This is a genomic window from Legionella sp. MW5194, from assembly GCF_016864235.1.
GTDB lineage: Bacteria > Pseudomonadota > Gammaproteobacteria > Legionellales > Legionellaceae > Legionella_C.
On record NZ_CP045732.1, the window covers coordinates 457,918 to 471,250 of the forward strand.

Genomic DNA, 13,333 nt, shown 5'->3' on the forward strand with positions numbered 1-13,333 from the left:
GCTGAATAAAGGATTATTATGCGTACGTTATTCATTGTGCTGTGTCTGGCATCCAGCCTGGGTTTTGCTGACAAGGAAATTGCGATTACCATCGATGATTTGCCGCTGGTGGCATCACGAATGGATACTCCAGGCAATCAACAGCGCGCCACGGAGCGTTTTAATAAAATTGTTCAAGCCCTTGTGGACAATAAAGTGCCCGCCACCGGGTTTGTGATTGCCGGCGCCATTGAAAAAGGGCAATGGGCTTTTCTTGAGCAATTTCGTCAGGCCGGTTTTGAGTTGGGTAATCACACCTATTCGCACCGCAGCTTAAATCAGATTGGCGCGGACCGTTACATTGCTGACATCGAAAAAGCCGATAAAATCCTTAACCCGCTCATGACCAAGCCGAAGTATTTCCGCTACCCCTATCTGGCCGAAGGGGCTAACCAAACGCGAGAAAAGGTGCATCAATACCTGGCTGAACAGCATTATGTCATCGCGCCAGTGACCATTGACAGCGATGATTTTCGCTTTAATGAAATGGTTTATCGTGTGCCCTATCGTTCAAGGGAGGCCTACATTCAAAAACTCAAACCCCGTTACTTAGCCTACATCTGGAACCGCACGCTGCGCGCAGAAAAGAAGGCCAAAAACAAAAATGCCAGGCAAATTCTGTTGTTGCATGCCAATGTACTGAACAGTTATGTGCTGGGCGATATCATTGCCATGTACCGGAAAAACGGTTATCAATTCATTACGTTGACGCAGGCTTTAGAAAACCCTGCGCCGGAACTTGATTTCTCATTCGAGAATGCGATTAGAAAAAACAAAGGGAGCCACTTCCCTTATTAAACCTTATTCTTCTGCGTCCGCACTGTAGCCGCAGCCTTCGCGGGGGCAAAGGATTTGTTTGCCTGAGCGCTTGGTTTCCTTGACCGTCAACAGGGGCCAGGCGCATTTGGGGCAGGGTGTTGCCACTGGCTCATTCCACAAGGCATAGTCGCATTTGGGGTAGTTGCCGCAGGAATAGAAAATTTTGCCTTTGCGCGACTTCCGTTTCAAAAGGGTGGCCTCATGGCATTTGGGGCATTCCACACCGGTGTCGGCCGGTTTTTCCAGCGGTTCAATGAATTTACAATCGGGATAATTACTGCAACCAATGAAGCGGCCGTAGCGTCCGGTTTTAATGTGCAAAGCCCCCTGACATTCGGGGCAGCTTCGACCCTCCACCACATCCGGCTCGGCTTTTTCCCCTTCCGCATGACCTAAATCCTGGGTGTAGTCGCACTCCGGATACCCGGTACAACCAATGAAACGTCCGCGTTTCCCCAGGCGAATGGCTAAGGGTTTGCTGCATTTGGGGCATTGTTCATCCAGGGTCTCGGTGGTCACGTCCTTGCGTTGCACCTGTTCATCGGTTTGATGAATCTGGTGAATAAACGGCTTCCAGAATTCTTCCAGCACGGGCACCCATTCACGTTCACCACGCGACACGGCATCCAGCGTGTCTTCCAGTTCGGCGGTGAATTTGTAATCCACGTAGCGGGTAAAATGGCCCGTGAGAAAACGGTTAACGATACGTCCCACGTCCGTGGGAACAAAGCGTTTTTTATCGACAATCACATATTCCCGTTGCTGCAGGGTATGAATAATGGTGGCATAAGTCGATGGACGGCCAATGTCGTATTCTTCTAGGGCTTTAACCAGCGAGGCTTCCGAATAACGAGGCGGCGGTTCGGTAAAGTGCTGATTAGCCAGGATATCCTGAAGCATCACTTTTTCACCGAGTTTAAGATTGGGCAATAAAATGCCATGTTGCTCGTCTTCCGCCAGATCATCCTGTCCTTCTTCATACACGGTAAGAAAGCCGGGAAAGGTGATGGTAGCACCATTGGCGCGGAAGATGTTGCCCTGACCGCAGGTGAAATCAATCGCGACCGTATCCAAAATGGCATCGGCCATCTGGCAGGCGACGGTACGTTTCCAGATCAGGCTGTAGAGCTTGAATTGATCGGCGGTCAGTGATTCCTGCACCATTTCGGGCGTGCGTTTAATGGACGTGGGGCGAATGGCTTCATGCGCTTCCTGGGCATTTTTGGATTTGGTTTTATAAAGACGGGGGCTTCCGGGGTAATTGTCATTGCCGTAGCGGTTAATGATAAATTCACGGATGTCGTCCAACGCTTCGTTGGACAGATTGACCGAGTCGGTACGCATATACGAAATAAGACCGACCGTTCCTGAACCAATATCAATTCCCTCGTATAATTGTTGGGCGATCATCATGGTTTTACGCGCCGTAAAGCCCAGTTTGCGGGCCGCTTCCTGTTGCAGGGTGGAGGTAATGAAGGGGGCGGCGGGTTTGCGCTTGCGTTGTTTCTTTTCGATGTTATCAACAACCAGAACCCCTTGGGCCTGCTGTAATAAGGTGTCACGCAGACGGTGAGCTTCATCCCCCTGGGTGATGCTGAACTGGTGCAGTTTTTCACTCTGATAGTGCGTCAGCCGGGCTTCAAACGCGGCCTTTTCATGTTGGCAATGGGCAATGATGCGCCAGTATTCCTGGGCGATGAACCGTTCGATTTCTTCTTCGCGCTCCACAATCAGACGCAAAGCCGGACTTTGCACACGGCCTGCAGAAAGGCCACGCCGGATTTTTTTCCACAACAGCGGCGACAGATTAAAACCCACCAGATAGTCAAGCGCACGGCGTGCCTGTTGCGCATTCACCAAATCCATGGAAATGGAGCGGGGATTATTAATCGCTTCCTGAATGGCTGATTTGGTAATCTCATTGAAAAAAATACGGTGAACTTCTTTGTTTTTTAACAGATTGCGTTCTTTCATTAATTCGTAAACATGCCAGGAAATGGCCTCGCCTTCGCGGTCAGGGTCCGTTGCCAGAAGGAGAGAGTCTGAATGTTTAAGCGCTTTGGCGATGGATTCGATGTGCCGCGCGTTTTTTTCAATGGGGGTGTAGGTCATGGTGAAATGGTTATCGGGATTGACTGATCCCTTGCGCGGTGGCAAATCCCTGACGTGGCCATAGGAAGCCAGGACATCGTAGTCTTTACCCAGGTATTTTTGAATGGTTTTAGCCTTCGCGGGAGACTCCACGATAACCAAATGTTTGTTCATAGAAAGTTGGCCTTAACGTTTGTGTTATCAATGTAAGGGTAGTTCATCTTCTTTTTGATAGAGCACAAGATCAAGAAAAGCAAGTTGTGCAGAATCAAGATGCTCTGCCAAAGCATTGCGAATGGTCCATTTCGTCTCCTGCAACGTGACAAAGCGGGATTCGGAAAAAAGCAGTTGATTAATGATTTGCTCCATGGTTTCAGTCGCGATAACGCCCCAAAGCATCATGCGCACGATAAACTGGTGACTGGCTTTGGTCAGTTTCATTTGTTCATCAACGGTAAACACCCGTGTGGCATTCAGGTTAGCTGCCCTGACCACGAGCGTACTTTTCTCAGGGTTGGTCGAATCAAGACCATTTTCCCCGTCTGGCTGGCCTGTCTCTGCGTTTTGTTGAGATTTGCTTTCCTTTAACTGAGATAAACTTTTCTCAAAGAAATTCATCAACATCTCAAACAAGCTATCTTTCATATGCACACCTCATGTAACCGCCGGGTACTGATTTGACAATGCCCTCTAATTCCAATATGGCCAGGTCAGAGACAACGTCCTCAACGTTTAAGCCGCTGCGGTCGACGATCTGATCGACCGTCGTCGTCTCAAAGCCAATGCACTTTACTAGGTTTTTATTGTTGGTTGCAAGGGATGACCTGGATTGATTTGCTTTTTTATCCGGAATGGTCAATTTTAACTCTTCCAGGATGTCCTCCGTCGAGGTAACCAACTTGGCGCCCTGCTGCAGAAGAAAATGACACCCTCTGGATTGCGGGTTATGGATTGAGCCAGGTACAGCCATCACCTCCCGATTTTGCTCCAGTGCCAGGCGCGCAGTGATCAACGAACCGCTGCGAAGTGCCGCTTCTACAACCAAGGTGGCCAAGGATAAGCCACTTATTATACGATTTCTGCGTGGAAAATGTCCAGCACTGGATGGACTATTTAACGGAAATTCACTGAGTAACAAGCCGTTTTTACTTAATTTATCAGCCAGTTGCTGATGTTGGCGCGGATAGACGCGATCAATGCCTGTTCCCATGACGGCAATGGTTTTTCCTCCCGCAGCCACACAACCGGTATGCGCCCGGGCGTCGATGCCGAGCGCCAGCCCGCTGACAACGGTTATTTGCCGGCTAGCCAATTCAAAGGCAAAGTGTTCTGCGGTCTCACTGCCGCTGACGGAAGGCTTTCGGGTTCCGACCATGGCAATGCAAGGCTGCTGGAGTGCGGCTAAGTCCCCCATCGCGTAGAGAACCACCGGCGGATCATGGATTTCGCGAAGCAGGGCCGGGTAGGCGTCATCCTCCCAGGTCAACACATGGTGGTAGGGCGAAGACTGCTGCCAGGCGGTATCTGCGTCGATGGTCTTGTGCTCAAACCGCTCAATGGCCCGCGCCATTTTATCCGGTAACCCGGCGTCAAGCAGGGCCGCATAAGGTGTGTTGAAAAGATCCGTCAATACCGGCCATTGCCGCAGTAATTTCATGACGGTGCGGGGGCCGATGGCAGGGATGCGGTTTAAGGCGAGGAGGTAAGGCTTGTTGATCATGGATTGGTAACTTTATCCAGCAAATGAACGGCTCGGGTTGAACGCACCACCAAGGCAAAACTGGTTTTGCTAAAGACTCTGAAAATCATCATTTCTCCCACCCGTTCGCGCGGCAGAAGGATTTCCTCCTGACGATTGAGCGGATCGCGGATTAAGCGCTGCTCGGAGTAAATCGCCAGCACATCGCCTGACTCAAGCCCCGCGTCATCCCCACGGTCGATGACGGCCACCAGCCCCACAGCGCCCTGAGTGGAGCCACTGGGCAAGCCGCCGGGTAAATCGATGATGGAGCCCCGAATGGGATAGCTCGGCGTTTTAGGTAAAAAATTCAGTTTGAATTCCGGGAAATCATTGAGCATGACCCGATCTCTTATTTTGACGCCCTCGGTAATTTCCGTTAAAAGGATAGTGGCGGGTTCACCGCCGCGCACCAATTCGCCATAGCCAACTAATGTCGCTTTATAACCCAACGGCCGGTGGGTCACTGGCTCAAGGTAAGGGCACTCGGGTCGATACACGGCATAGGAAATCGTCGCACCTCTTGGCATTTTACGTGAAGGATGCAGCTTTTTTACATAGACTTCATCTCCCTGGCCACCCAGCATGTGTTCGCCAGTAAAGGCCACGATGTAGGGTGCCTGGGCCAGCAGATTCTTGTCCATGACCAGCGACGCGTTCAGGAAGGGTTTAATGTCCATCAGCGAAATGGGAGGGATCGCTGCGTCACTGGGCATGGGCCGCATATGCGGCGATAATTTAATCGTGCCGTTGGACAGGACTTTCAGGTAGGGGTGACGGTGGTAAAAATTGAGTTCCAGAACGGCACCGGGGTAAAGCCGGTTCGGGTTTTTAATGGTGGGATTGGCATGCCACAGGGCTTTCCATTCCCAGGGACGGTTTAAATATTTGGTGGCAATTGACCACAGTGTATCGCCGGGCTGAACAACGTAGCGTCTGGGGTAATCGGAGCGGAGGGAAGTCACGTGCGGTGCTGAAGTGAAGGCCTGCAGGTCAAATGAGAGAAAAAAGCATAAAAGAATCAGCAAGTATCGCATTGATCAGTCCTTGGTCCAATTGTTGGCATCTTGCAGCTACACAGGGTATTAGCGATAATACCACGCAATTCACCTTTTAAAACAGATGTCTTATGGCTATTCGCAAGATTATTTACCTGCCTGATGCAGTGTTGCGCCAGGTCGCCAAACCGGTTGAACAGTTCGACGACGCATTGCAAACGCTTATCGATGACATGTTTGAAACCATGTACAGTGTCAATGGGGTTGGCCTTGCCGCTCCGCAAATCGGCGTGAGCCTCCGTTTGTCGGTTATTGATGTGATTGGCGACAAAAAACAGCAGCTCGTCCTCATCAATCCCGAAATAATCGCTTCCGAGGGGCAAAAGGAATACCAGGAGGGCTGCCTGTCTGTGCCTGGAGTTTACGACACGGTGGTGCGCGCCGACAAGGTCACCATTCGGGCACTGGACAGAACCGGCAAGTCGTATGAAATGACCGCTGACGGTTTGCTCGGCGAGTGTTTCCAGCACGAGATTGACCATTTAAACGGTAAACTCTATGTGGATTTGTTGTCACCGCTCAAACGCAGCATGGCAAGGCGCAAGCTTGAAAAATTCAAGCGTCAGATGGCGCGCAAATAATGACGCCGCTGTCGATTGTTTTTGCGGGCACACCTGAATTTGGTTTGCCCTGTCTCGAGGCGCTGGCTGGATCGGTGCACCGTCTCACCGCCGTTTACACCCAACCGGACAGACCCGCGGGACGCGGCCGCCACCTGCAGCCTTCCGCTGTCAAGCGCTGGGCTGTCGATCACGGCTTGCCCGTTTATCAACCGCTCAATTTTAAAACCCCCGAGGCAGTAGAACAGCTGGCCGCTTTAAAACCAGACTTGATGGTCGTGATCGCTTACGGCCTCATCCTGCCGAGGAGCGTGTTAACCATCCCCCGTTTGGGCTGCATCAATGTGCATGCGTCGCTGTTGCCCCGCTGGCGAGGGGCTTCGCCCATTCAACAAGCCATCCTGCATGGAGACAAGCAATCCGGCGTGACCATCATGCAGATGGACGTTGGCCTGGATACCGGTGACAGTCTGGTTGAAACTGCCTGCGAACTGACGGAAAGGGAAACGGCCGCCAGTCTGCACGATAAACTGGCGCAACTGGCGCCAAAAGCCCTGCTTGAAGCCGTCGATGCGTTGGCGGAAGGACGCGCCAAACCGGTTGGGCAAAACCATGCGCTTGCCACCTACGCGTCGAAAATTGACAAAGACGATGCCCGCATTGACTGGCATCAGACGGCTGACGTCATTGACAGGCAAATTCGTGCCTACAATCCCTGGCCTGTGGCGTTTACCCGAATGGGCGAGGAAAACCTGCGGATTTATGAGGCCCGTAGTGAGCCCGGTCTTCACGGTAAAGCCCCGGGCACGGTATTAAGCATCGACAAGCATGGCCTGCGGGTAGCAACGGGCGACGGGGTGCTGTGCATTGAAATGCTGCAATTTCCCGGCGGCAAAGCCATGCGTGTTGCCGATTGGCTGAATGCCGGCCGCGCCGGACAATTGATTCATCAGGTCCTTCAATGAGTAAAAATGATCGTCTGCAGGCCTTGGACGCCCTGATGGCTGTGTTTAAGGAAAACACCCCCCTGTCTTACAGCCTGTCCAATGCCTCTCCGCTGGCCAAAGAAATTGCCTATGGCGTCTGTCGCCATTATTTTCGATTACAGTGCCTGGGCGATAGCCTGCTGAAGAAACGTCCCAAACCCCTGGAGGTCTGGGTTGTGGTGCTGATGGGGCTTTATCAGTTGCTGTATCTGAACAAACCCATTTATGCCACTGTCAAGGAAACCGTGGCATTGCTAACTCTGGTGAAACAAGCCTGGGCCAAGGGGTTAGTCAATGCGGTCCTTCGCAATTTCTGCCGCGAAAAGGACGACTTATTGGCAAAGGTACAGACCCGGCCCGAGTACCTGTCGGGTCACCCCGACTGGTTGGTGACGCGGTTGCAACAGGACTGGCCGCACCACTGGCAAGCGATTGTGAAGGCCAATGATCAGCATCCGCCCATGAGTCTGCGCGTGAATCAGCGTCGCTTATCCCGCGAAGACTACTTAAAGCGACTGGAGGATAATGGCATTGCCGCGCGGGCGCACACGCAGGCCGCCCAAGGCATCGAGCTGGAGCAAGCCTGTGATGTTTGGGATTTACCCGGTTTTGCCGAGGGGGATGTCTCTGTGCAGGACGAGTCGGCGCAACTGGCTGTGACCCTGCTTGATTTACAGCCCGGACTGCGCGTGCTTGACGCCTGCTGTGCGCCCGGTGGCAAGACTTGCCATATTCTGGAAACTGAACCGCGGCTTAACGCCTGTGTCGCGCTGGATGTGGATGAAAAGCGGTTGACGCGCGTGAACGAGAATCTGTCCCGTCTGCACCTGAAAGCGACTGTGCTCCAGGGCAACGGCCTGGACCCCTCGACGTGGTGGGATGGCAAGTGCTTTGATCGCATTTTACTGGATGCCCCCTGTTCCGCCCTCGGCGTTATCCGCCGCCACCCGGACATCAAGCTTTTGCGGAGCGAAAAAGACATCCGTGAGGTGGCCGCTCTGCAAAAAGCCTTGCTGCAAGCGCTTTGGCCCCTGCTGGCACCCCAAGGGGTGCTGGTTTATGCCACCTGCTCCATTCTTCCGCTTGAAAATGAACAGCAGATTGCAGCCTTTGCAGCACAGCACTCAGACTGTGACGTCTTAACAGGTGAGCAACCCTGGGGACTTTTTACCGGTCATGGCTGGCAAATCATGCCTGGGGACGGAAACCGGGATGGTTTTTTCTACAGTGTGTTACGCAAAGGATAAACGAAATGCTGATTAACTGGCCGCTGATTATCATCCTCACCGGGTTGTCCTTACCGGGCATTGTCATCGCCATTCCCCGACTGATTCACCTGCTGTTGCCAAAAAACAGCGAAGAGTTAAGGAAAAAAATCAGTCGCTTTGCCATGTTGCAGACCCTGATGATGGTCATGCTGATGAGTTTTGCCGGTACGGTTTTATCGCTGAAGACCGGGTTAAACGAACCGATCCTGCAGGGTTTGCTGCACAATCAACCGGTGTTGGGCTTGCTGCAGGAGATGCTATTGCCGGTATTTCTAAGTGTTCTTGGTGGGCTGTTGGTCTTCTTTTTCCTCTATTACGGCGTCGTTGTCAGCATTCTCGATGACAAAAGCCTAACGGTTTTATACACCCTGCGTGCGGCTTTGCGGCTTGACGGGTGCATTCTGTATGGCGGCGTCGTGGAAGAAGTCATTGGCCGTTTTGGGCTGATGAATGTCATTGCCTATTTCGGCGCCCTGTTTACCGGGCGAATTTCGGCAGGCGTCATTGGCTTTGCCATGTTAAGCAGCGGTTTGCTGCTCAGTCTGGGGCATTTACCTGCCTACATCGCGGCGGGGTGCGTAGCCAGCCGTCGTTTTGCCTATGCCATGGTGTTGTTAAATCTCTGGCAGACCGCTTTATTTGGCTGGTTGTTCTGGCAATACGGGCTTCTCGCGGCCATCGCCGGTCATGTTCTTTTTCATATTGGCTGGTACCTTTATGATCCTGCTCCAAAACCGGTTGTTCCTGACAGGGCAGCCTAAGTATTTTGATTTGCCAAACGGGCCGCACTTGTGAAACAATTTTTCGCACTTGCCTTACAGTCCGATTTGGTTAATGCAAACACCTGCCCAGTACCAGTTATTGCCTTTAGACTCCCTGCAGCCGGGGCGCTATCAACCGCGAATCCATTTTGAGGAGACGGCGCTTTTGGAGTTGGCCCAATCCATTACTGCCCAGGGCCTGATTGAGCCGCTGGTGGTCAGAGCCATTGCGGCGGGATGCTATGAAATCATTGCCGGTGAACGCCGCTGGCGCGCGGCGAAACTGGCCGGATTAAGCGACATTCCCTGCCTGATTGGCCAATATACCGATCAACAGGCCGCGGCGTTAACGCTGGTTGAAAACATTCAGCGCCAGGAGCTGAATTTGATTGAAGAAGCGACAGGCTATCGTCGTCTCTGTGATGAATTTCATTTCCAGCAGGATGAAATTGCCGTGCTGGTGGGCAAATCGCGAAGCCACATTGCCAATATTCTGCGCTTATTGACGCTGACTCAATCCGTGCAGGATAAAATCGGCAGGGGTGCGTTATCCCTGGGGCATGCGCGCAACCTGGTGGGCATGACCCCTTTTGAGCAGATGCGCTGGGCTGATGAAATCATTGAGCAGCAATGGTCTGTGCGCCAACTGGAAGAAAAAGTGCGCCCGGCGAAAGCCGCCCCGGCCCCATTACCCGATCGGCGACGCGACCGGGATATTGAGCGTCTGCAGAGTCAGCTGGCGGAACAAGTCGGCGCGCCTGTTCAAATTGTAAGCGATGACGGCAGCGGGGGATGGCTGCAGATAAAATTTTTTGATAATGATACCCTGGCAGGGCTTCTTGAGCGCATGGGCTTGCGTTATGATTAGCACTTTTGCACTGACGTGTCGGTGTCTTGGGCTAATTCGAGTGTCAGACAGATGTTATTTCAATCACCTACTTTAAGGAAGCGAAATTGATGAAAAGGACCTTATCAGGTTTGATTGTGGGCGCGTTGTTTACAACCAGCCTGCATGCCAGTTTTCAAAGCGGCGCGGACAAAATTATCAATCAGGTCGACCCCGCCATGAATATCGGTGTCGAGGTGGTGGACTTAACCAGCGGCACAACGATTTATCGTCGCAATCAGGCTCGTTCGTTTATTCCCGCCAGCAACATGAAACTGTTTTCGGATGCCGCGGCGCTGATGGTTTTAGGACCGGATTACCGGTTTAAAAATCAACTCAGTGCGGGGATTGGCACCCTGCAGAATGGCGTATTGAACGGCACGCTGTACCTGCATTTACCCGGTGACCCGTCCTTCAGCCGCGAGCGCTTGGCCAGCCTGTTGGCTTCCTTAAAAAACTGGCACATCGACCGGATTGTCGGCAATGTGGTCATTGACAGCAGCCATGCCAATGTGAACCCTTACCCGCCAGGCTGGATGGTGCAGGATCTGGTTTACAGTTATGGTGCGCCACTGGCGCCCGTGGTGATTGATGCCAACCGCATGATCGTGACGGTCAATCCCGGCGATAAACCCGGGGTGCCGGCCATTGTGGAAGTGGAAGGCGACAAGGGTGGTATTGTCATTAATAATCAGGTCACCACCAAAGACAAGGCCTCCCGCTGCGGTGTGGATTTTTCCATGAACAAGCAAAATCAGCTGACGGTACGCGGCTGCGTCGGCGTCGGCCAATGGGCAGTACAGCAGAAGATGGCCATCCAGAACCCGCTGATTTACGCCCAGGGGTTGATCCAGCAGCAACTGAATCAACTCAACATCGTGCATGAAGGCCATGTCACCCTCGGCAAGGCGCCTGCCGGCTCCTTGTTGTTGGCCACTGACACGTCCAAGCCCATTGCCCAGCTCATGGCCGATACCTTAAAACCCTCCGACAACCTCTATGCCGACAGCCTGTTCCTGCATGCCGCCGCGAAATTACAGGGCACGCCGGTTAATTGGGCCGATGCGCAAGGCATCATTAAAAAATTCCTGCAGCAACAAACCGGTATCCCGTTGCAGAATGCCATTCTGACTGACGGTTCCGGCTTGTCGCGACACGATTTGTTAACACCGAATCAAACGGTAAGCCTGCTTAAATTTTTATACGAGCGTTTCCCGCTTTCGTACGAATACATTGCCGCCTTGCCAATCTCGGGGCGTGATGGCACCTTGCAGCGTCGCTTTAAGCGGCCTGATCAACAGGATCTGGTGCGCGCCAAAACAGGCACCATGACGGGCGTCATCAGTTTGTCCGGCTACCTTTACACCGCCAATGCGCACACCTTGGCCTTTGCAATCTACATTAACCGTCTGCCGGGAACCAAGCCTTCCGTGTCCGGGCGTTACCGCTATGTCGTCGATGCCCTGTGCACGTATTTCCTGCAGCAAAAGCCAAGCAATAATTCCTGGGCGAAAGTCTTTTCCAGGCACCCGCGAATCAAGTATCAGCAAAATCCAACCCAGACTGAGCTGCAGCGCAGCCGTCAGGCAAAATGGCGCCGTCTGGAAACCGTGGTTAAGCAGGCTCTGCGAGGGCAGGCGGTGACCATCCTGTACCGCGGCAATGAACTGGTCCTGAAGGATAATCAACCCGATGCCAATCGAGTCATGAATGCTCTGCAGGGCCTTCGCAAAAAATACCCCTTTGCCGTGGCGCTGGCGTCTAAAAACAAGCCCGGTTTAACCGGTAAGCCGCTGGTGATGTGGATAGACGAAGCGCCGCTCACCGCTCAACGGGTTTGGACTATCCGTGAAGCCACCAGTTAAAGACTCGAAAGCGCCTGGTTAACAGGCGCTTGACCAAGGCTTACCATGATCCGCTTTATGTTGTTTATTCTTGTGTTGCTGGCCTCGTTTTCCGGCCAGGCAGCCATTCGCTTTTTAACCATCTCCGATATTCATTACGGCGCCCGCAATACGGATGGCGACGGCCATGATACCAGCCCCTCCCTTCTGAAGCTGGCAATGAAAAAATACGCACAATTGTCGCGACAGGCTGATTTTATTATCACGCTGGGCGACCTTCCCACCCATTTATTAGGGCCGGTGCCGGCTAAGGCAGACTATGAGCAGGCCGTATTCCATGCCTTGTATGAGGCTGATAAGGGTAAGCGGCCCCTGTTTTATGTTCCCGGAAACAATGACGCCCTGAAAGGCAATTACCAGCCTTTTAATGCAGCAGGAAAAACGCCCCTCGATTTGGCGGCTGATTGGCAGGGAGCCTGCGTTTATTGTGACGGCCTGATGCTCAATGACAGCGGCATGGATCGTGATGGCTATTATGCCAGTTATGTCATTCCCGGTGATAAGTCCATTATTCTCATTGCATTAAACTCAACCCTGTTCAGTCGCACCCCTTTTTTGCTGCCGTCCTACCCGCATCAACAGGAGGCGGCGAACAGGCAATTGCGGTGGTTGAAAAAACAGTTATCCACACACAACGCCAGGCAAGTGCTGATTGCCATGCATGTCCCGCCAGGCAACAATCTTAAGGGTGAGCCGATGTGGCATAACGCATACCAACAGGCGTTTCTCCGTCTGCTGGAGGAGGCTCAGTCCCGGTATGGTCAAATAACCCTGCTGACATCCCATACCCACATGGATGAAATCCGGCAAATCCGATTGTCCAACGCCATGGTGTATGCCTATTCCACGCCCTCCATCAGCCGCGATCACCACAATTACTCGGGAATGAAGCTGTTTAAGCTTGACGAACACGGTATCCTTGCCGATTTTACGACGTTCTATACCCGTTCTTTTACAACCTGGAAAAATGATTGTTATGCGGCGCTCAAAGGGCCGGATGCGATTTTTCCCCAGTGCGCTTCGTCCACGCTGGCTTCCTGCCTGAACTCCTTAAATCCCGCGACGGTCTGCCATCGTCTGGACGAAGGTCATTATTACGGTGTAAAAAGTGAGAGAGTCCCCGCCAATGTCTGCCTGCGTTTCTATCAGGTTAATCCGTTAAACGCAGGATAAGCCGGTGGTTTTCCTCATCGCTGCCTTGTCAAAATCCAATTTTTGCTATA

General features: G+C 52.5%; 12 protein-coding genes. 8 read left to right on the forward strand and 4 right to left on the reverse strand.

The genetic code is table 11. From position 1 onward, the window contains the following. Positions 1–18 precede the first annotated feature (18 nt). Positions 19–837, forward strand: coding sequence for a polysaccharide deacetylase family protein (locus tag GH742_RS02155; RefSeq protein WP_370569509.1), 819 nt, complete (start codon positions 19–21; stop codon positions 835–837). 3 nt (positions 838–840) lie between these two features. On the opposite strand, the gene topA is transcribed toward GH742_RS02155, so the two are convergent. From topA to GH742_RS02175, 4 genes are read right to left on the reverse strand one after another with little or no spacing between them, the layout of a single operon-like run. Beyond that, positions 841–3,123, reverse strand: a complete 2,283-nt coding sequence (gene topA / locus GH742_RS02160; protein WP_203455960.1) for a type I DNA topoisomerase — start codon at positions 3,121–3,123, stop codon at positions 841–843. Between the two features lie 27 nt (positions 3,124–3,150). Beyond that, the gene (locus GH742_RS02165) at positions 3,151–3,594 is read right to left on the reverse strand and encodes a DUF494 family protein (RefSeq protein ID WP_203455961.1); all 444 of its coding nucleotides are present in this window, start codon (positions 3,592–3,594) and stop codon (positions 3,151–3,153) included. Then, entirely contained in the window at positions 3,584–4,669 is a 1,086-nt protein-coding gene (dprA, locus tag GH742_RS02170; protein WP_203455962.1) for a DNA-processing protein DprA, read from the reverse strand. The genes GH742_RS02165 and dprA overlap by 11 nt, the downstream gene beginning before the upstream one ends. Continuing rightward, positions 4,666–5,724, reverse strand: a complete 1,059-nt coding sequence (locus tag GH742_RS02175; protein WP_203455963.1) for a LysM peptidoglycan-binding domain-containing protein — start codon at positions 5,722–5,724, stop codon at positions 4,666–4,668. The genes dprA and GH742_RS02175 overlap by 4 nt, the downstream gene beginning before the upstream one ends. A gap of 92 nt (positions 5,725–5,816) precedes the next feature. Between GH742_RS02175 and def the strand changes: the two genes are divergently transcribed. The 7 genes from def (at position 5,817) to GH742_RS02210 (ending at position 13,283) form a co-directional block, all read left to right on the forward strand. Next, positions 5,817–6,326, forward strand: a complete 510-nt coding sequence (gene def / locus GH742_RS02180; RefSeq protein ID WP_203455964.1) for a peptide deformylase — start codon at positions 5,817–5,819, stop codon at positions 6,324–6,326. After that, entirely contained in the window at positions 6,326–7,270 is a 945-nt protein-coding gene (gene fmt / locus GH742_RS02185) for a methionyl-tRNA formyltransferase (protein ID WP_203455965.1), read from the forward strand. Before def ends, fmt begins: the two co-directional genes overlap by 1 nt. Further along, positions 7,267–8,538, forward strand: coding sequence for a 16S rRNA (cytosine(967)-C(5))-methyltransferase RsmB (gene rsmB, locus GH742_RS02190; RefSeq protein ID WP_203455966.1), 1,272 nt, complete (start codon positions 7,267–7,269; stop codon positions 8,536–8,538). The genes fmt and rsmB overlap by 4 nt, the downstream gene beginning before the upstream one ends. Positions 8,539–8,543: 5 nt before the next feature. Beyond that, positions 8,544–9,320 (forward strand): CPBP family intramembrane metalloprotease, encoded by a 777-nt coding sequence (locus GH742_RS02195; RefSeq protein ID WP_203455967.1) that lies wholly within the window; start codon positions 8,544–8,546, stop codon positions 9,318–9,320. Between the two features lie 73 nt (positions 9,321–9,393). Continuing rightward, complete coding sequence (locus GH742_RS02200) at positions 9,394–10,188, forward strand: ParB/RepB/Spo0J family partition protein (RefSeq protein WP_203455968.1); 795 nt, start codon at positions 9,394–9,396, stop codon at positions 10,186–10,188. Between the two features lie 89 nt (positions 10,189–10,277). Continuing rightward, positions 10,278–12,071 (forward strand): D-alanyl-D-alanine carboxypeptidase/D-alanyl-D-alanine-endopeptidase, encoded by a 1,794-nt coding sequence (gene dacB, locus GH742_RS02205; protein ID WP_203455969.1) that lies wholly within the window; start codon positions 10,278–10,280, stop codon positions 12,069–12,071. 57 nt (positions 12,072–12,128) lie between these two features. Next, entirely contained in the window at positions 12,129–13,283 is a 1,155-nt protein-coding gene (locus GH742_RS02210) for a metallophosphoesterase (RefSeq protein ID WP_304607787.1), read from the forward strand. The last annotated feature ends 50 nt before the right edge of the window (positions 13,284–13,333 follow it).